19 protein-coding genes are annotated in these 17,554 nt (G+C 59.8%); 12 read left to right on the forward strand and 7 right to left on the reverse strand.

Going from position 1 to position 17,554, the window contains the following annotated elements; all coding sequences use genetic code 11:
- Nucleotides 1-18: 18 nt before the first annotated feature.
- From ehuC to H4P12_RS10620, 9 genes are read left to right on the forward strand one after another with little or no spacing between them, the layout of a single operon-like run.
- Nucleotides 19-675, forward strand: a complete 657-nt coding sequence (gene ehuC, locus H4P12_RS10580; RefSeq protein WP_187793647.1) for an ectoine/hydroxyectoine ABC transporter permease subunit EhuC — start codon at nucleotides 19-21, stop codon at nucleotides 673-675.
- The gene (gene ehuD / locus H4P12_RS10585; RefSeq protein WP_187793648.1) at nucleotides 675-1,334 is read left to right on the forward strand and encodes an ectoine/hydroxyectoine ABC transporter permease subunit EhuD; all 660 of its coding nucleotides are present in this window, start codon (nucleotides 675-677) and stop codon (nucleotides 1,332-1,334) included. Before ehuC ends, ehuD begins: the two co-directional genes overlap by 1 nt.
- The gene (eutA, locus tag H4P12_RS10590) at nucleotides 1,331-2,101 is read left to right on the forward strand and encodes an ectoine utilization protein EutA (RefSeq protein WP_187793649.1); all 771 of its coding nucleotides are present in this window, start codon (nucleotides 1,331-1,333) and stop codon (nucleotides 2,099-2,101) included. The genes ehuD and eutA overlap by 4 nt, the downstream gene beginning before the upstream one ends.
- The gene (eutB, locus tag H4P12_RS10595) at nucleotides 2,101-3,069 is read left to right on the forward strand and encodes a hydroxyectoine utilization dehydratase EutB (RefSeq protein WP_187793650.1); all 969 of its coding nucleotides are present in this window, start codon (nucleotides 2,101-2,103) and stop codon (nucleotides 3,067-3,069) included. Before eutA ends, eutB begins: the two co-directional genes overlap by 1 nt.
- Nucleotides 3,066-4,043, forward strand: a complete 978-nt coding sequence (locus H4P12_RS10600; RefSeq protein ID WP_187793651.1) for a cyclodeaminase — start codon at nucleotides 3,066-3,068, stop codon at nucleotides 4,041-4,043. Before eutB ends, H4P12_RS10600 begins: the two co-directional genes overlap by 4 nt.
- A gap of 11 nt (nucleotides 4,044-4,054) precedes the next feature.
- Nucleotides 4,055-5,236, forward strand: coding sequence for an ectoine hydrolase DoeA (gene doeA, locus H4P12_RS10605; protein ID WP_187793652.1), 1,182 nt, complete (start codon nucleotides 4,055-4,057; stop codon nucleotides 5,234-5,236).
- Nucleotides 5,237-5,261: 25 nt separating this feature from the next.
- Entirely contained in the window at nucleotides 5,262-6,257 is a 996-nt protein-coding gene (gene doeB, locus H4P12_RS10610; RefSeq protein ID WP_425498219.1) for a N(2)-acetyl-L-2,4-diaminobutanoate deacetylase DoeB, read from the forward strand.
- A gap of 1 nt (nucleotide 6,258) precedes the next feature.
- Nucleotides 6,259-7,731 carry an NAD-dependent succinate-semialdehyde dehydrogenase gene (locus H4P12_RS10615; RefSeq protein ID WP_187793654.1) on the forward strand — a complete coding sequence of 491 codons (1,473 nt, stop codon included), beginning with the start codon at nucleotides 6,259-6,261 and terminating at the stop codon, nucleotides 7,729-7,731.
- A gap of 2 nt (nucleotides 7,732-7,733) precedes the next feature.
- Nucleotides 7,734-9,104 carry an aspartate aminotransferase family protein gene (locus tag H4P12_RS10620; protein WP_187793655.1) on the forward strand — a complete coding sequence of 457 codons (1,371 nt, stop codon included), beginning with the start codon at nucleotides 7,734-7,736 and terminating at the stop codon, nucleotides 9,102-9,104.
- 67 nt (nucleotides 9,105-9,171) lie between these two features.
- Here H4P12_RS10620 and H4P12_RS10625 read toward each other — a convergent pair whose 3' ends face one another.
- Nucleotides 9,172-9,483 carry an ETC complex I subunit gene (locus H4P12_RS10625; protein WP_187793656.1) on the reverse strand — a complete coding sequence of 104 codons (312 nt, stop codon included), beginning with the start codon at nucleotides 9,481-9,483 and terminating at the stop codon, nucleotides 9,172-9,174.
- A 126-nt stretch (nucleotides 9,484-9,609) separates the two neighbouring features.
- Between H4P12_RS10625 and H4P12_RS10630 the strand changes: the two genes are divergently transcribed.
- Nucleotides 9,610-10,185, forward strand: a complete 576-nt coding sequence (locus H4P12_RS10630; protein ID WP_187793657.1) for a superoxide dismutase family protein — start codon at nucleotides 9,610-9,612, stop codon at nucleotides 10,183-10,185.
- A 52-nt stretch (nucleotides 10,186-10,237) separates the two neighbouring features.
- On the opposite strand, the gene H4P12_RS10635 is transcribed toward H4P12_RS10630, so the two are convergent.
- Nucleotides 10,238-10,561 carry a hypothetical protein gene (locus tag H4P12_RS10635; RefSeq protein WP_187793658.1) on the reverse strand — a complete coding sequence of 108 codons (324 nt, stop codon included), beginning with the start codon at nucleotides 10,559-10,561 and terminating at the stop codon, nucleotides 10,238-10,240.
- Between the two features lie 80 nt (nucleotides 10,562-10,641).
- On the opposite strand from H4P12_RS10635, the gene H4P12_RS10640 reads away from it, so the two are divergent.
- Entirely contained in the window at nucleotides 10,642-10,917 is a 276-nt protein-coding gene (locus tag H4P12_RS10640; RefSeq protein ID WP_187793659.1) for an I78 family peptidase inhibitor, read from the forward strand.
- Nucleotides 10,918-10,980: 63 nt separating this feature from the next.
- On the opposite strand, the gene uvrB is transcribed toward H4P12_RS10640, so the two are convergent.
- Entirely contained in the window at nucleotides 10,981-13,170 is a 2,190-nt protein-coding gene (uvrB, locus tag H4P12_RS10645; RefSeq protein ID WP_187793660.1) for an excinuclease ABC subunit UvrB, read from the reverse strand.
- Nucleotides 13,171-13,332: 162 nt separating this feature from the next.
- Between uvrB and H4P12_RS10650 the strand changes: the two genes are divergently transcribed.
- Nucleotides 13,333-13,938, forward strand: a complete 606-nt coding sequence (locus tag H4P12_RS10650) for a uridine kinase family protein (RefSeq protein ID WP_187793661.1) — start codon at nucleotides 13,333-13,335, stop codon at nucleotides 13,936-13,938.
- A gap of 18 nt (nucleotides 13,939-13,956) precedes the next feature.
- Here the strand turns inward: H4P12_RS10650 and H4P12_RS10655 are convergent, their stop codons facing one another.
- The 4 genes from H4P12_RS10655 to H4P12_RS10670 all read right to left on the reverse strand — a co-directional run bounded on the left by H4P12_RS10655 (nucleotide 13,957) and on the right by H4P12_RS10670 (nucleotide 17,550).
- On the reverse strand, nucleotides 13,957-15,162 hold the full coding sequence (locus H4P12_RS10655; RefSeq protein WP_223115785.1) for an NAD(P)/FAD-dependent oxidoreductase: 1,206 nt from the start codon (nucleotides 15,160-15,162) through the stop codon (nucleotides 13,957-13,959).
- A 101-nt stretch (nucleotides 15,163-15,263) separates the two neighbouring features.
- Nucleotides 15,264-16,475, reverse strand: coding sequence for a cysteine desulfurase (locus H4P12_RS10660; RefSeq protein ID WP_187793662.1), 1,212 nt, complete (start codon nucleotides 16,473-16,475; stop codon nucleotides 15,264-15,266).
- A complete protein-coding gene (locus H4P12_RS10665; RefSeq protein WP_187793663.1) occupies nucleotides 16,472-17,068 on the reverse strand; it encodes a YIP1 family protein in 597 nt (198 codons plus the stop codon). The genes H4P12_RS10660 and H4P12_RS10665 overlap by 4 nt, the downstream gene beginning before the upstream one ends.
- Entirely contained in the window at nucleotides 17,065-17,550 is a 486-nt protein-coding gene (locus H4P12_RS10670; protein WP_343069807.1) for a hypothetical protein, read from the reverse strand. The genes H4P12_RS10665 and H4P12_RS10670 overlap by 4 nt, the downstream gene beginning before the upstream one ends.
- Nucleotides 17,551-17,554: the final 4 nt, after the last annotated feature.

Genomic DNA, 17,554 nt, shown 5'->3' on the forward strand with positions numbered 1-17,554 from the left:
AGGAATAGGCAGCAGCGCATGGGCGACTGGGCGGGATATTTGACACTCATCCTTGCGGGGACATGGGTAACGATCAAGCTGACTGTGATGGGCTGCGCGGTCGCGCTGGTCGTCGCCTTTATCGCCGGCTTGGGCCGGGTATCGCGCCACGCGACACTGCGCTGGCTGTCTACCGGATATATCGAGTTTTTTCGCGGCACCTCGATCTTCGTGCAGCTGTTCTGGATCTATTATGTGCTGCCATTGATCGGGGTTAGCATGACGCCGATGCAGGCGGGCGTCATGGCGCTTGGTCTGAATGTGGGCGCTTACGGAGCCGAAGTCGTGCGCGGCGCGATCCTGGCCGTTCCGCGTGACCAATACGAGGCCTGCATCGCCACCAACCTGACCCGCTATCAGCGGATGCGCCATGTGATCCTGCCGCAGGCCCTGCCGCTGATGCTGCCGACTTTTGGCAACAACGCGATAGAACTGTTGAAGGCGACATCGGTCGTATCGCTGATCTCACTGGCCGACATGACGTTTCAGGCTCAGGTCGTCAGATCGCAGACCGGCAATACGATTGTGCCCTTCGTGACCATTCTGATCCTGTATTTCATCCTGTCATCGCTGATCTCATTCGGGATGCGATATCTTGAACGGCGCGCGTCGCGCGGCGCCGAGGGGGTACGCTGATGGAGTGGGATTGGGAGTTTACCTACAGCATCCTGCCGTTGCTGTTACAGGGGCTGAAGATCACCGTTCTGGCCACCATCCTGGGTGCAATCGTGGCAGCAAGTCTGGGGCTGGTCTTTGCGTTGATGCGCCGGTCGCCAAACCGTTTGCTGTCCCGCACCACAGGCTTTTTCGTGGAATTCATCCGCGGCACGCCATTGCTGGTGCAGCTGTATTTCATCTTCTACATCCTGCCCGATATCGGCCTGCGCCTGTCCCCGCTGACGGCAGGTGTGGTGGGCATGGGCCTGCACTATGCCACCTACTTCTCGGAAGTGTATCGTGGCGGGATCGAGGCGGTTCCGCGTGGTCAATGGGAAGCCGCCAAGGCCACCAACCTGACCATCCGCCAGACATGGGTGAATATCATCCTGCCACAGGCAATTCCGCCCATGATCCCCGCCATGGCCAATTACCTGCTGGCGATGTTCAAGGAAACACCACTTCTGTCGGCGATCACCGTCATGGAAATGATGAGCCAGGCACGCTCGATTGCCAATTCGAACTATCGCTATATCGAACCGATGACCTTGGTGGGCGTGTTTTTCCTGATCGTCAGCATCATTTCGGTCTTTGGCCTGCGCTGGTTAGAGCGCCGCTATGGAAGGCAGGGCAGATGACGCAGATCGTCGAATATACCGACAATGTGCGGTTGGATGATCGTCCGCAGCGCCACCGGATTGGCCTGATCGTACTGGCAACCGATCACACAACCGAGCCCGATTTTCACCGTATTCTGTCGCCGCAGGGTATCGGCATCTATTCAACCCGGATCCCGTTCGCCAATCCTGTCACGCCCGAAACGCTGGCCGCGATGGCGGGCGATATCACCGGCGCCGCGCAGCTCATCCTGCCGAACGAGGATTTGGAGGCAATCGTCTACAGCTGCACATCAGCCTCGGTCGTGATCGGTGACGATCTGGTGCGCGACGCCATGACAAAGGGCAAACCGGGCGCCATTCCAATCACGCCGATCTCTGCCGGTTTTGCCGGGCTGCGGGCAATAGGTGCCCGGCGGATCACCCTGCTGACGCCCTACACCGCGGAAACGACCGCGCCGATGGCGGATTGCTTTGAGGCTGCGGGCTTTACCCTGCAAAACGTGACCTGCCTTGGCCTGACGGATGACCGTGATATGGCGCGGCTATCGCCAGCAAGCATCATCCAGGCAGCAGGCGCCGCCATTGCGCCGGACAGTGACGCGATCTTCATTTCCTGCACTGCCCTTCGTGCAGCCGGCGTCATTGACCAGATCGAGGCCGCAATCGGCGTTCCCGCCGTCTCATCAAACTACGCGACGGCTTGGGCGGCGCTACGCACCTGTGGCATCAACACGGCCGCGGCACCGGGACGCCTGATGCAGCTACCGATGCAGGCAGCCGCATGATGACATTGCCCGTTACCCTTGCCGATATTCAGGCCGCAGCCGCACGGATCGCGCCGCATATCCACAAGACAGACATGCAGGCCGATACCGAAGTGCCTGACATGATCGTGAAATGCGAATACCGGCAGAAAACGGGCGCGTTCAAATTACGAGGCGCCACCAATGCAATCCTGTCCTTGCCGGCCCAGCGGCGGGGCCACGGCGTCATCACCGCCTCGACCGGGAACCACGGACGGGCGATGGCCCATGCGGCGAAGTCGCTTGGCGTGCCTGCGGTGGTGTGCCTGTCACGGTTGGTGCCCGAAAACAAGGTCGATGCGATCCGTGAACTTGGCGCCGAAGTCCGCATCATCGGCGCAAGTCAGGATGACGCGATGGCGGAGGTTGCCCGCGCAGTCGCGACAGACGGCATGATCGATATTCCACCATTCGACGATCGTGCCATCGTTGCCGGGCAAGGGACGCTTGGATTGGAAATTGTCAAGCAATGCCCGGAAATGAACGCCATTTTGATCCCGCTGTCGGGCGGTGGTTTGGCGGCAGGTCTGGCAATCGTCATCAAAGCCCTGCGACCAGATGCACGCATCATCGGCGTGACGATGGAAAATGGCGCTGCAATGGCGGCCAGCCTTCGTGCGGGCCATCCGGTTGATGTTACTGAATCGGTCAGCCTTGCGGATTCGCTTGGCGGTGGCATCGGCTTGCAGAACAAAGTGACCTTCCCGATCTGCGCGGCGTTGCTGGATCAGGTTATTCTTGTGACCGAAGCCGAAATCGCCCGCGCCATCCGTCATCTGGACCGACAGGGCCACCGGATAGAGGGCGCGGCGGCGGTCGGGCATGCGGCGGTTCTTGCAGGGAAATTTCACCCGACCGGGCCAACCGTGACCGTCCTGTCGGGTGGCAATATCGACCCTGCCCTGCACGCCCGCATCATGGCAGGCGCAAACGCAGCGGAGACCGCATGAGACACTCTGTCACAATCCTGACCGAAACCGCTCTGCGCCAGTTGGTGCCCTTGGACATGGTCGCCGTCGATTGCATTGAAAACGCATTCGCCGCGCTGGCGACCAAACTCGTTGCCATGCCGCCGATCCTGCGGTTGGACATCCCCGAACACCGGGGCGAGGTTGATGTCAAAACCGCCTACGTTCCCGGGATCGACCATTTCGCGATCAAGATCAGTCCCGGCTTTTTTGACAATCCGAAACTGGGCCTGCCTTCGACCAACGGGATGATGGTGGTGCTGTCATCGACAACGGGTCTGGTCGAGGCCCTGTTGCTGGACAATGGCTATCTGACCGATGTGCGCACAGCCGCAGCGGGCGCCGTCGCAGCCAAGCATCTGGCGCGGACGGACGCACAAACGGCGGCGATCATAGGTGCGGGGATGCAGGCGCGGATGCAGCTGCAATCGCTGACCTTGGTCCGCCCGGTTGCAAAAGCGCTGGTCTGGGCGCGCGATCCCGCAAAAGCCGAAATCTTCGCCGACGAAATGACCCCGCAACTGGGCATCCCGATCAAGGCCGCGCAAAGCATCGCCGAAGCGACCGGCGGTGCCGATATCGTGGTGACGACAACCCCTGCCGATCAACCGCTTTTGCGGGCGCGGGATGTGGACAAAGGCACCCATATCACCGCCATGGGATCGGATGCCGAACACAAGAATGAAATCGCACCTGACTTGATCGAGGCCGCCTATTACGTGGCCGACCGCCTGTCTCAAACCCGAAAGCTGGGCGAATTGCATCATTCGCCCCTTTCCGGCCATGACTTTCCCGAATTGGGTCAGATCATTGCCGGCTTGGCAGACGGGCGCAGCAACGCCGCTCAGATCACCCTTGCCGATCTGACCGGCACCGGAATTCAGGACACCGCCATCGCCGCCCTTGCCCTGTCGCGTGCTCGTGACGCCGGGGCAGGACAACAATTCACCCTCTGAAAGCCTCAGCCATGACAGATGTCGCATTGAAGTTCAGTCGTCAGGAATATGCCGATAGGCTGGCCAAAACCCGTCGCGCGATGGACGCCAAGGGCGTCGACATGCTGATTGTCAGCGATCCGTCCAACATGAATTGGCTGACGGGCTATGATGGCTGGTCCTTTTACGTCCATCAATGCGTCGTGGTGCCGCCCGAAGGCGAACCGATCTGGTTCGGACGCGGGCAGGATGCAAACGGCGCAAAGCTGACGGCGTATCTGAAGCCGGAAAACATTATCGGCTATCCCGATCATTACGTCCAGAACACCGAAATGCACCCGATGGATTACCTGTCAGCTGTCCTGCGCGACAAAGGCTGGGGCGCAAAGCGCATCGGGGTCGAGATGGACAATTACTGGTTCACCGCTGCAGCCTTTGCCAGTCTGATGAAACATCTGCCCGATGCGAAGTTCAGCGATTGCAACGCCCTGGTAAACTGGCAGCGTGCCGTGAAATCGCCGCAGGAAATCACCTATATGCGCAACGCCGCGCGGATCGTCGAAGCCATGCACGAACGTATCGTCGACAAGATTCAGGTCGGGATGCGCAAATGCGATCTGGTGGCAGAAATCTATGATGCCGGCACGCGTGGCGTCGGCGACATAGGTGGCGACTATCCGGCGATCGTGCCGCTGTTGCCATCCGGTCGTGACGCCTCGGCCCCGCATCTGACATGGGACGACAGGCCGATGAAGGCAGGCGAAGGCACCTTCTTCGAGATCGCCGGCTGCTATCATCGCTATCATTGCCCGTTGTCACGCACGGTCTTTCTGGGCAAACCGACCCAGGCTTTCCTTGATGCGGAACAGGCCACGCTGGAGGGGATGGAGGCCGGGCTGGCGGCAGCAAAGCCCGGCAATCGCTGCGAAGACATTGCCAAGGGCTTTTTCGATGTGTTGGCAAAATATGGCATCGTCAAGGATAACCGCACCGGCTACGGCATCGGCGTCAGCTATCCACCTGACTGGGGCGAACGCACCATGTCCTTGCGATCCGGCGACAAGACTGAACTGCAACCCGGCATGACGTTCCATTTCATGACCGGCCTCTGGCTGGAGGATATGGGGCTGGAGATTACGGAATCCATTCTGATTACGGAAACCGGCGTCGAATGTCTGGCCAATGTCCCGCGCAAGCTGTTCGTGAAGGACTGATCCGATGATGCCGATGCACATGCAGATGATCGCATCACCGATCAGCGCCACGGTTGATTTCGCGGCGGCCGGGGTGAACCACGGCTTTCTGCGCTTGCCCTATTCGCGTGACGATGCCGCATGGGGGTCGATCATGACGCCCATCACCGTCGTGAATAACGGCGACGGGCCGACCGCCCTGTTGACCGGGGCAAATCACGGCGATGAATATGAAGGGCCGATTGCACTGTTCGATCTGGCCTCGCGGATCAAGGCGCAGGATGTGACGGGGCGCATCATCATCGTGCCGGCCATGAACTATCCGGCTTTCGGCGCGCAAACCCGCACCTCGCCCATTGATCGTGGCAACCTGAACCGCAGCTTTCCGGGCCGCCCGGACGGAACCGTCACGCAAAAGATCGCGGATTATTTTCAGCGCGTTCTGTTGCCGATGTCTGATGTGGTGCTGGATTTTCACTCTGGCGGCAAAACCTTGGATTTCCTGCCTTACTGCGCGGCGCATATCCTGCCCGACAAGCGGCAGGAGGAACAGAGCTTTGACCTTGTCCGGGCCTTTGGCGCCCCATGGTCGGTCAAGATGTTAGAGATTGATGCCATCGGCATGTATGACACCGCCGCCGAAGACATGGGCAAGATCTTTGTCACGACAGAGCTTGGCGGCGGTGGCACCGCGACGGCCCATACCGCCGGCATCGCCAAGCGCGGCGTGGAAAATCTGCTGATTGCCGCCGGCGTCTTGAAGGGCGAGGTCAAACAGCAGCCGACCCAATGGCTGGATATGCCCGACGATACTTGCTTCACCTTTGCCGAAGATGGCGGGCTGATCGAATTTCTGGCCGATCTTGGCGATACGGTCGAAAAAGGCCAGCCCGTCGCCAGAATTTTCAACGTCACACGCTGCGGGATCAAACCTGTGACCGTCCATGCCAATCGGTCAGGTCTGGTCATGGCCAGACATTTCCCCGGCATCGTAAAGCCCGGCGATTGCGTCGCAGTCGTCGGCGTCATGATCGAGGGTTAAGATGCCGGACCTGACAAGCTTCATTGCGGACACCAACCTGATCCGACAGGACGCCTATATCGGCGGCGCATGGCAAACATCGCCTGACCGATTTTCCGTTACTGATCCGGCAACAGGTCAGATCATTGCCGATGTCGCGCGGCTGAATGCGGACGAAGCACGCAAGGCGGTCGATGCGGCGCAAGCGGCCTATCACGACTGGGCATGGGCCCTGCCCCAGGATCGCGCGACGACCTTGCGGCGCTGGCATCGGTTGATCCTTGAGAATGCCGACGATCTGGCGCGGATCATGACCGCCGAACAGGGCAAGCCCCTGTCCGAAGCCCAAGGCGAAATCGACTATGCCGCAAGCTTTGTCGAATTTTATGCGGAAGAAGCAAAGCGCCCGAATATCGAAAGCGTCACCTCGCATCTGCAAACAGCCGAGATGGAGCTGTGGCGCGAACCTTTGGGCGTTGCCGCGCTGATCACGCCGTGGAACTTTCCCTGTGCGATGATTACGCGCAAGGCGGCAGCGGCGCTGGCGGCGGGCTGCACGGTGGTTGTCCATCCTTCTGCGGAAACGCCGCTATCTGCACTGGCGCTGGCAGAGTTGGCTGATCGCGCGGGTTTTCCGCCCGGCGTCTTCAATGTCGTTACCGGCAATGCACCCGAGATCGTCGGCGAATGGTGCCGCGATGATCGCGTTCGGGCGCTGTCCTTCACCGGATCGACCAGGATTGGCAAATTGCTGTATGCTCAATCAGCCGATACGGTGAAGCGGTTGGTTCTGGAACTGGGTGGCCACGCACCCTTCATCGTCTTTGCCGACGCCGATCTGGACAATGCGGTGGACGAGGCAATCAAGGCCAAATTCGCCACCTCGGGTCAGGATTGTCTGGGCGCGAACCGCTTTCTGATCGAACGTCCGATCTATGACATCTTTTGCAAGGCGTTTACCGAACGGGTCGGCCAGCTGACGCTTGGTCCCGGCAAGGACGATTGCGACCTTGGGCCGCTGATGAATGAAGGGGCCGTCGCCAAGCAGGAACAGCATGTCGCGGAAGCACGCGAGCGCGGTGCAAAAGTGCTGATTGGCGGGCGCCGCGATTCGCAGGGGTCGCTATTCTATCAACCGACAGTGCTGGCGGACGTCCCGACGGATGCCCTGATCTTTCGCGAAGAAACCTTTGGCCCGGTCGCCGCGATTGCGCCATTCGATACCGAAGATCAGGCGGTTCAAATCGCCAACAGCACTGAATACGGGCTGGTCGCCTATCTGCACAGCCAAGACCCCCGTCGGATTTACCGTCTGTCACGTGCGCTGGAATTCGGCATGGTCGCCGTCAACCGCACCAAGGTGACCGGTCCACCCATCCCCTTCGGCGGGATGAAGCAATCCGGCGTTGCCCGCGAAGGCTCTCGTCACGGGTTAGAGGCGTTTACCGATATCAAATATATCTGTCGCGACTGGTCACAGTCGGAAAGGAGCTGATGATGCTGACAAATGACGAACTGGCCAAATGGGATCGCGAAAATTTCATGCACCCATCCACCAATCTGGGCCAATTTGCGCGTGGCGAAGGCTCGCAGCGGATCATCACCGGCGGGGATGGCGTCCATATCACGGATCGCGATGGCAACCGTCTGCTGGATGGTTTTGCGGGGCTGTATTGCGTCAATGTCGGTTATGGCCGGACCGAGATCGCCGATGCGATTGCCCGACAGGCGCATGAGCTGGCATATTACCACGCCTATGCCGGTCACGGGTCGGAAGCGTCGATCACATTGGCGAAGATGGTGATGGATCGCGCGCCCGATCACATGGCGCGGGTCTATTTCGGCCTGGGCGGGTCGGATGCGAATGAAACCAACGTCAAGCTGATCTGGTATTACAACAACATCCGCGGACTGCCGCGGAAGAAAAAGATCATCTCGCGCTGGCGCGGCTATCACGGCAGCGGCCTGATGACTGGCAGTCTGACGGGGTTGGAACTGTTCCACAAGAAATTCGACCTGCCACTGGCGCAGGTCATCCATACCGAGGCACCCTATTACTTCCGCCGAAAAGACGCGGAGCTAAGCGAAGAGGATTTCAGCGCCCATTGCGCCGCCGAGTTGGAAAAACTGATCCAGCGCGAAGGCGCGGATACCATCGCCGCCTTTATCGGCGAACCGGTTCTGGGCACGGGTGGCATCGTGCCGCCGCCAAAGGGTTACTGGGATGCGATCCAGCAGGTGCTGACCCGCCATGATATCCTGCTGGTCGCGGATGAGGTGGTGACGGGCTTTGGTCGTCTGGGCAGCATGTTCGGGTCAGCGCATTACGGGCTGAAACCCGATCTGATCACGATTGCAAAGGGCCTGACCTCGGCCTATGCGCCGCTTTCTGGCAGCATCGTTGGGCAGCGGATGTGGGATGTGCTGATGCAGGGCACGGATGAATATGGCGTGCTGGGCCATGGCTGGACCTATTCCGCCCACCCGATAGGCGCGGCAGCAGGGATCGCCAACCTGAACCTGATCGACAGCCTCGGTCTGGTTGAAAACGCAGGCACTGTCGGTGCTTATCTGCAAAAGCAGATGAAGAACGCCATCGGCGATCATGCCAATGTCGGCGAGGTGCGCGGTGAAGGCATGTTATGCGCGGCGGAGCTGGTCAAGGACCGCGACAGCCGCAGCTTCTTTGATCCGTCAGAAGGGATTGGCGGCAAAGTCGTCGCGGCAATGCTGCGTCGTGGTGTGATCGCGCGGGCGATGCCACAAGGCGACATCGTCGGTCTTGCCCCGCCATTGTGCCTGACCACAGCAGAAGCAGACACCATTGTCGGCGTGACGGCAGAGTCACTTCGGGAAGTTTGCGGCTGAAAAAGAACAATGCCGTTCTGATGTCACTCGGGGCGGCATCACCGTCGTTTAGGTCGCGAAACGCGCGTCAATGTGTCCAGGGCGCACGACGATCCGTTGCGAAATTTTCACCATAGCCCCGCGGACGAACATTGGCTGCACGCGACTGCGGTTCCTGCACTTCATAGTCCAGCCCCTTGTCGCGGGCGTAATCCTCGGCCTGTTTGCGCGTTTCAAAGCGCAGACGAACCTGGCTTTGCGTGTCGTCGCTGCTGGTCCAGCCCATCAGCGGATCAATTTCCCGCGTATCGGCGGGCGGATATTCCAGAACCCAGCCTTTGGTGCGCGCAACACCAGACTGCATCGCATTGCGGGCGGGTTGATAGATTCGGACGCGCATGGCTGTAACCTTTTCGGCTGGCTGGTGACGGTTTATCGCCAATACGATCCCCGTATTCAAGAGCCTGTGGAACATCGCAAGGGGATGGGCGTTAGCCAAACAGGCACAACCCATAGGAGAAAAGCCATGATGACGCGAACGATCCTTGCCCTTGGCGTTGCCTTGCTTGCGTCACCTGCCCTTGCGCAGGATGCAGCGCCTGCGGAAGGAGCGGCAACAGAACTTCCCGAACCGGCACCGGCGCCAGAGCTGGACGGCCCTGTCCCGATGATCGCCGAGATAAAATCGGCCGAGGGCGAAAGCTTGGGAACTGCGACGGCTGCTGCAACACCTTCGGGGGCAGTGCTGCTGACGGTCGAACTGACCGGCGTTGCGCCGGGCATCCACGGATTGCACATCCACGAATCCGGCACCTGCACCCCACCCGATTTCGAATCGGCGGGCGACCACCTGGCGGGGGACAAGGAACACGGCGTCATGTCAGCGAATGGCCCACATCCCGGGGATATGCCCAATATTCATGTGCCAGAGTCCGGTGAACTGACCGTCGAATATTTTGCAACCAGCCTGACCACCGACATGCTGGGCGACGAAGATGGTTCGGCCATCATCATTCACGAACATCCCGACGACTACTTCGGGCAACCAACAGGCCATGCAGGGCCACGTCTGGGCTGCGGCAGCTTTGCGGCGGCCGAATAAGACAATTGGCTGCGTCCATTTTGGGCGCAGTCACCCCTTATCGGGGCAGCCTTTATTCAGGCAGGTCGCCGACACCCTCGCCCAGCGTGAACGGCCCGGTCAGTTCGGCATCTTTGCTTTGCTTGTCATAGATGCAGACCATCACATCCTGCCCTTCAGCGCCGAAATTCACCGCGACCAAGGCCGCGCCATAGCTTTCTGAGCCAAACGGATTCACGTTCACCTGAACCTGGGCATTGTCAGGAACCTCAACCAGTTCACGGCAGGCTGCATCCACTTCCTTGCGAAATTCTTCCCATGCCTCATCGCTTGAGGCCAGCGTGACGGACGGCATTGTGGCGATGATCAGACCACCGATCAAAAATATTCGTTTCATTTCTGCCTCTTTATTATTCTGCCAAGGGAACAACTGACGCGTGTGAACCGTTCTGACAATAAACAGAGAGGTTACTGGAAATGACATTCAGATCGCGAATAATTGCGCCACTGGTCGCCCTCTCGGCCCTTGCGGCCTGTGATACCGGCACCGAGCCCACCGTGATGGCACGCACATGTGATCTTCCAAAGCATCAGGCGCTGGTTGGCATGAATATAGGCGAGGTCAGCTTTCCCGCTGTACTCAATCGGCGGGTGATTTCGTCCGGCATGCCCTTCACCGAAGATTATAACCCGAGCCGTTTGAACCTTTTCGTCGATGAAAAGGGCTGGATCGCACGCGTCACCTGCGGTTAGGCAGGACCGACGGTCGAAATCAACGCAGCCGCGCAGGCCGGCTGCGTCTAATTCGCCCGGCGTCTAATTCGCCCGGCGCTTGGACCGTTTATTGCCGCCCCGTTGCCCTGCCCGGCCCGCCGTGGACCTGCCCGAAGATCTGACAGCAGCTTCGGACGCTTCTTCGATCGCCGATTGTCTTGCCAAAGGATCGTCCGAGATGGCCAGATCGACGGCTTCAAGCCGCTTGACCTCATCGCGCAGGCGGGCGGCATCCTCGAATTCAAGGTTTTCGGCGGCCTTGCGCATTTCTGCCCGCAAAGCGTCCAGATGCGCTTGCAGGTTCGCGCCGACCATCGGCCTGTCGATCTTTGCGGTGATCCGCGACTGATCCGTATCCCCCTGCCACAATCCGGCCAAAACATCCTCGACGTTCTTGCGCACGGTCTGAGGGGTGATGCCATGTTCTATGTTATAGGCCATCTGCTTCTCGCGGCGGCGTTCGGTTTCGGCCATCGCGCGTTCCATGCTGCCGGTGATCCTGTCGGCATACATGATGACGCGGCCATCTGCGTTTCGCGCCGCCCGCCCGATCGTCTGGATCAGCGAGGTTTCCGAACGCAGGAAGCCCTCCTTATCCGCATCCAGAATGGCGACCAGCCCACATTCGGGAATATCCAGACCTTCGCGCAGCAGGTTGATGCCAACCAGCACGTCAAAAGCACCAAGCCGCAGATCGCGCAAAATCTCGATCCGTTCGATGGTGTCGATGTCGCTGTGCATGTAGCGGATCTTGATCCCTTGTTCGTGCAGGTATTCGGTCAGATCCTCGGCCATGCGCTTGGTCAGCGTCGTCACCAGCGTGCGCATGCCAGCCGCCGTGACCTTGCGCACCTCATCCAGCAGGTCATCGACCTGCATTTCGACCGGGCGGATTTCGATAAGCGGGTCCAGCAGGCCTGTCGGGCGGATCACCTGTTCGGTGAACACGCCGCCCGTCTGATCCATTTCCCAACTGGCCGGTGTGGCGCTGACGAACACCGATTGGGGGCGCATCGCGTCCCATTCCTCGAATTTCAGCGGGCGGTTATCCATACAGCTGGGCAGCCGGAAACCATGTTCCGCCAGCGTGAATTTTCGCCGGAAGTCGCCCCGATACATGCCGCCGATCTGCGGCACGCTGACATGGGATTCGTCGGCGAAGACAATGGCGTTGTCGGGGATGAATTCGAACAACGTCGGCGGCGGCTCACCCGGTGCGCGCCCCGTCAGATAGCGGGAATAGTTTTCGATCCCGTTGCAGACGCCGGTAGCCTCCAACATCTCAAGATCAAAATTCGTCCGCTGCTCCAACCGTTGTGCCTCAAGCAACTTGCCTTCGTCCGTCAGTTGCTTCAGCCGCTCGAACAACTCTTTGCGGATCCCCTTGATCGCCTGCTGCATGGTCGGGCGCGGCGTGACATAGTGGCTGTTGGCATAGATCCGTATCTGCTTGAAACTGTCGGACTTCGCGCCCGTCAGCGGATCAAATTCGGTGATCGCCTCCAGTTCGTTTCCAAAGAAATCGAACCGCCATGCCCGATCCTCAAGGTGGGCAGGCCAAACCTCGACAATATCGCCACGCACGCGGAAACCCCCGCGTTGGAAACTGGCGTCAAGGCGGCGGTATTGCTGCGCCACCAACTGCCCAAGAAATTCACGCTGATCATAGTTTTCGCCAACGATCATATCCTGCGTCATCGCCGAATAGGTCTCGACCGAACCGATACCGTAAATACAGGAAACCGAGGCGACGATGATCACATCATCTCGTTCCAGCAGCGCCCGCGTGGCACTGTGGCGCATCCGGTCAATGGCCTCGTTGATCTGCGATTCCTTCTCGATATAAGTATCGCTGCGAGCCACATAGGCTTCGGGCTGATAGTAATCGTAGTAGCTGACGAAATATTCGACGGCGTTCTCGGGGAAAAAACCTTTGAATTCGCCATAAAGCTGCGCGGCCAGGGTCTTGTTGGGCGCAAGGATGATGGCCGGACGCTGCGTCGCCTCGATCACCTTGGCCATGGTATAGGTCTTGCCGGTGCCGGTCGCGCCCAGCAAAACCTGATCGCGCTCGCCGTCATGGACGCCTTGCGTCAGCTCGACGATCGCTGTCGGCTGATCGCCGGCAGGCTCGAATTCACTTTTCATGACGAAGCGCCGCCCGCCTTCCAGCTTGGGGCGGGTGACTTCGTCGAAACGCGCTATGGGCGCGTTGGTGTTGTTGTGGGCCATCAGGCATCCGTTCCGTCGGAGGTTGCGTTGAAAGTGTGTGTCCACGCGCAAATGTCAACCGGTGCTACTGTCGGATTACGGCAGCAGGGCGAAATGTTTCTGTTTGTCCGACCCGCGAAAGGACCCTTGCGCAGATCAAGCTCTTGCATCCATCATCGCCCAATGAGGAGGTCATTCAACCACGAATTGGCGCAACTGATCCAGCAGATAGAAACGCTGGCGTCACGGTTGCCGGGCCCGTTTGTCGTGGCGATTGATGGGCGAAGCGGCTCCGGCAAATCGACCCTTGCGGCACATATGGCGACCCGGCTGAACGCGGCGGTTCTGTCCGGTGATGATTTCTTCGCCGGCGGCGTGACGGTTCGGCACCTGCCACCCGCGACGCTGGCCGACATTTGCATCGACTGGCGAAAACAACGAGAGGTGCTGACCTTACTGAAAGCCAATGGAACCGCCAGCTATTTCCCGTTCGACTGGGCCGCTTTCGACGGATCGCAAGAACCTTTACCCCGAAGCGTCGCACCGCGACCCGTCATCCTGTTTGAAGGGGTCTATACCGCAAGACCGGAATTGCGAGATCTGGTCGATCTTCTTGTTCTTGTCGAAGTTCCCGAACGCAGGCGCTTGCGTCAGTTACGCGAACGGGAAGGCGAAATCCGAGCGTGGGATCGTCAGTGGCTGCAGGCAGAGGACTGGTATTTCGTCACCGTATCCCCGCGGAACCTGTTCGACATCATCCTGTCGCCAGACGATGTCAGACAGCGGTGAAATCCGCCGGTTACCGCTTCAACCGCGCGGGTGAAATTTCCGCCCAGCCCTCGCCGCCGTCCATCTCTTCAGCAAGGATTTCCGACGTGACCGGGCCAAGGGTGAATCCCTGATGACCATGGCCGAAATGGGCCCATAGGTCGGCTGATCAGGAATGCGACCGACGACGGGCAGCATGTCGGGCATGCAGGGACGACGGCCGGTCCAGGGTTCAGCCTCGACCGGGGCGCCGATATCGAACAGCTCTCGGGCGGCCTTTTCGCCGTGGCTCAGTTGCGGCGGTGCCAGACGGGGGTGAGATGTCAGTTCCGCCGCCGTGGCGATCCGCAGGCCGCGCCGCATGGGCGACAGCACGACCGAATTGCCGAAATCCGCGATCGGATGGTTGGGCGGCGTGGTCATGTGATAGTGGCGGTGATAGCCGCGCTTGAACACCATCGGCACTTTCAGCCCATAGCGGACCAGCAACATCGGCGACCATGGCCCAAGTGCGACGACCGCATGTTCCCCGGTATAATCATCGGCGCGCCAGCCACTGCCTTCACGGTGCAAATCGCCCGCATCGCCATTCACGATCCGCCCGCCGTGCCGTTCGAACAGCGCCGCATAGGCCGCCACCAGACCACCCGGATCGGAACAGGTCCACGCGTCTTGCCAATGGGTCGCGCCCTCGACCTCGATCTTGATCGAGGGTTCCAGCCCGCGCAACTCCCTGCCATCCATCAGCTTGGCTTCGACACCAAACTCATCAAGGAAACGCTGCGCCGCAATCCGGGCCATCGCCATCTTGGCGGGGGTGCGGTGAATTTCGATATAACCATCGCGGCGGATGATATTATCCGCGCCGGCGGCTTCGATCAGTGGCGCGTGTCGTTCGGTCGATTGCCGGATCAGCTTGCCCCATGTCACGGTCGCGCGGCGATGGGCCGTGGGCAGCGAGTTTTTGGCATAGGTCCAGACGGCCTCCAACTGCGACATCAGGCCCGGAATGTTCCAGCGCACGTCATAGCCGCGCCCCAAGGCAATCTGGATCAACGCGCCGGGCGACAGCGGCATGGCATAGGGTTCCACCGCTTCGGTCTGGATCAGACCCGCGTTGCCATAGCTGGTTTCCCGCCCCGGCGTTCCGCGTTCGACGATTGTGACCTGATGACCGCGCGCCTGCAGCGCCAGTCCCGTGCTGACGCCGACCATCCCCGCACCCAGAACCAGAATTTCGGCCATGCCTGCCTCCTAAGCGATGTTAAATCACCTGTGCAGATATGACCCGTTTACGGCAAGAAATTTCGGGTATTCTTCGGCATCCGTCAGAATCTTTGCAAGATTCAACCAAAAAGCTCGCGGCAGAAGATCAAACCTTCGACCAAAGCGTCGACTTCTGCAGGAGTATTATACATCGCAAAAGATGCCCGCGCACTGGCAGTGATTCCATAGAAATCCATCAACGGCATGGCGCAATGCGATCCGGCCCGAACGGCGATCCCGCGTTTATCCAGAATCGTAGAGATGTCATGGGCATGCGCCCCCTCCATCGTCATGGAAAAGATCGCACCCTTGTCGGGGGCATCGCCCTGCACTTGCAGCCAATTCAGACTGCGCAACCTGTCGCGGGCATAGTCGCGCAAACCGCGTTCATAAGCGGCCACATTATCCATGCCCAGATCCATCAGGTATTCCAGCGCCGCGCCCAGACCGATCTGGTTGACGATGCCGGGCGTGCCGGCCTCGAACTTCAGGGGGGGATCGGCATAGACGACAGCATCGCGGCTGACGGTCTTGATCATGTCGCCGCCGCCCATGAAGGGGCGCATCTCGGCCTGACGGTCCCGACTGATCCAGATGGCACCTGACCCGGACGGGCCATAAAGCTTGTGCCCCGTGATGCAGTAAAAGTCGACGCCCAGCGATTTCAGATCGACCGGCATATGAACCGCCGCCTGCGAGCCATCAACCAGAACCGGCACATCGGTGCCGCGCGCGATTGCGCCCACATCGACAATCGTGCCCGTCACGTTGGACATATGCGTGACCGCGATCAGCTTGGTTTTCGGGCCGACGGCCGCCAGCACCTTTTCGGGCGGCAGGCTGCCATCCGGTTCCGGTTCAACCCATTTCAGCACGACGCCCTGGCGTTCGCGCAGAAAATGCCACGGCACGATATTGGCGTGATGCTCCAGCACTGACAGGACGATTTCATCCCCCGCCTGCAAACGCGGCGCGGCCCAGCCATAGCTGACCAGATTGATCCCCTCGGTCGAACCGCTGGTAAAAATCAGCTCATCCTCGTGCGGGACATTCAGAAAGCGTGCAATCGTGGCACGGACGCGTTCGTAATTGTCAGTTGCAAGGTTTGACAGGTAATGCAGCCCGCGATGGACGTTGGCATATTCGCCTTCATAGGCGCGGGTGATGGCGTCTATGACCTGACGGGGCTTCTGGGCGCTGGCACCGCTGTCCAGATAGACCAGCGGCTTGTCATTCACCTGACGTGACAGGATCGGAAAATCGGCGCGGACTTTTTCGATGTCAAAGGTCATTGCGGTAACTCCGGCAGAAGGCCCAGCATGGCAGCAAAGGGATACAGCACCAATCCCAGAACCAACAGGGTGGCAAACATGCCAAGCGCAACCTTGCCTGCGCTGGCAAAGCCGTGCAGCGCCATGATGAACTGCACCGTCAACCAGAAGAACAGCACAACAACGGCAATCCCGGTGATGGATGCGATGGATGGCAGCAGCAGAACCAGCAACAGATGCACGCATTCGACAGGAATCATGACGAACTCTGTCCATGCGGTCAGAACCATCGCGTCCTCGAACCGCCCTTTGCCTCCGAACAATCGTCCGACAAAGGCCATTGCGGCGGCGGAAATAACGATGGCCGCAACCTGCACTGCGGCGGTGAACAGCGGGTAATCCAGCGGGCTTGCCGCGGCTGCGTTTTCGGTCGGCAGACGCGCATCAAGTATCGCCTGCCAGAAAAAGCTGAGCAAGGCAGACACGACCGCGACCAATACCACCGCAATCCAGCGTGCAGGAATCGGAAAATTCTGTGCGATCAGCCATTTGGCCATTCCGCGCGGATCGCGGAAGGTCGACAGAAACAGTGTCTTGATAGCTTCGAAGTTCATTTCCGCCTCGCAAGGGCCGACAGGCCCGCGCCCCAGATAAACAGAAAGCCCAAACCGCAAATGATTTGAACCATGGTCAGCGCCGGTCCAGGCCCGACAAAGGCCCCGACCAGCCCCTGCAACAGCATTGCCGGAGCAACGGCCAGCAAGGCCCAAAACAGCGCCAGCCGCGAATCCGGCCCGTCAATGCGCCAGGGCGTCAGCCGCGACAAAACCGCGACCAGCCAGGACACAGCATAGGCGAACAGCGGCATCAGGAACATGACGGCCAACAACGCACCGCCAAAACGTGCCTCGAACGGGATCGACGGGTTCAGCGTCGCGGCACGCGAATGGCCCGGCGCCTGCGCGATCAGAATGATCAGCATTGCCAGCATCAGCAACACGACCTTCTGCGCCTCGCTCATGGCGACAAGGCTCCGCACGATACGGCGCGGAGCCCACCAGCTTTGCAAGATACGCGGCAGGATACCGCCAGACACAGAA

The sequence above is a fragment of the Paracoccus amoyensis genome, from assembly GCF_014490725.1.
GTDB classification, from domain to species: Bacteria; Pseudomonadota; Alphaproteobacteria; order Rhodobacterales; family Rhodobacteraceae; genus Paracoccus; species Paracoccus amoyensis.

What these genes read in the sequence shown, in the direction of transcription:
- H4P12_RS10665 (WP_187793663.1), bottom strand. Translation starts at nt 17,068, where the DNA reads ATGAACTTCGAAGCTATCAAGACACTGTTTCTGTCGACCTTCCGCGAT.
- H4P12_RS10655 (WP_223115785.1), bottom strand. Translation starts at nt 15,162, where the DNA reads ATGGCCGAAATTCTGGTTCTGGGTGCGGGGATGGTCGGCGTCAGCACG.
- uvrB (WP_187793660.1), bottom strand. Translation starts at nt 13,170, where the DNA reads ATGGCCCACAACAACACCAACGCGCCCATAGCGCGTTTCGACGAAGTC.
- eutB (WP_187793650.1), top strand. Translation starts at nt 2,101, where the DNA reads ATGACATTGCCCGTTACCCTTGCCGATATTCAGGCCGCAGCCGCACGG.
- H4P12_RS10600 (WP_187793651.1), top strand. Translation starts at nt 3,066, where the DNA reads ATGAGACACTCTGTCACAATCCTGACCGAAACCGCTCTGCGCCAGTTG.
- H4P12_RS10635 (WP_187793658.1), bottom strand. Translation starts at nt 10,561, where the DNA reads ATGAAACGAATATTTTTGATCGGTGGTCTGATCATCGCCACAATGCCG.
- ehuC (WP_187793647.1), top strand. Translation starts at nt 19, where the DNA reads ATGGGCGACTGGGCGGGATATTTGACACTCATCCTTGCGGGGACATGG.
- H4P12_RS10660 (WP_187793662.1), bottom strand. Translation starts at nt 16,475, where the DNA reads ATGACCTTTGACATCGAAAAAGTCCGCGCCGATTTTCCGATCCTGTCA.
- H4P12_RS10630 (WP_187793657.1), top strand. Translation starts at nt 9,610, where the DNA reads ATGATGACGCGAACGATCCTTGCCCTTGGCGTTGCCTTGCTTGCGTCA.
- doeA (WP_187793652.1), top strand. Translation starts at nt 4,055, where the DNA reads ATGACAGATGTCGCATTGAAGTTCAGTCGTCAGGAATATGCCGATAGG.
- doeB (WP_425498219.1), top strand. Translation starts at nt 5,262, where the DNA reads ATGATCGCATCACCGATCAGCGCCACGGTTGATTTCGCGGCGGCCGGG.
- H4P12_RS10615 (WP_187793654.1), top strand. Translation starts at nt 6,259, where the DNA reads ATGCCGGACCTGACAAGCTTCATTGCGGACACCAACCTGATCCGACAG.
- eutA (WP_187793649.1), top strand. Translation starts at nt 1,331, where the DNA reads ATGACGCAGATCGTCGAATATACCGACAATGTGCGGTTGGATGATCGT.
- H4P12_RS10625 (WP_187793656.1), bottom strand. Translation starts at nt 9,483, where the DNA reads ATGCGCGTCCGAATCTATCAACCCGCCCGCAATGCGATGCAGTCTGGT.
- H4P12_RS10620 (WP_187793655.1), top strand. Translation starts at nt 7,734, where the DNA reads ATGCTGACAAATGACGAACTGGCCAAATGGGATCGCGAAAATTTCATG.
- H4P12_RS10640 (WP_187793659.1), top strand. Translation starts at nt 10,642, where the DNA reads ATGACATTCAGATCGCGAATAATTGCGCCACTGGTCGCCCTCTCGGCC.
- ehuD (WP_187793648.1), top strand. Translation starts at nt 675, where the DNA reads ATGGAGTGGGATTGGGAGTTTACCTACAGCATCCTGCCGTTGCTGTTA.
- H4P12_RS10650 (WP_187793661.1), top strand. Translation starts at nt 13,333, where the DNA reads ATGAGGAGGTCATTCAACCACGAATTGGCGCAACTGATCCAGCAGATA.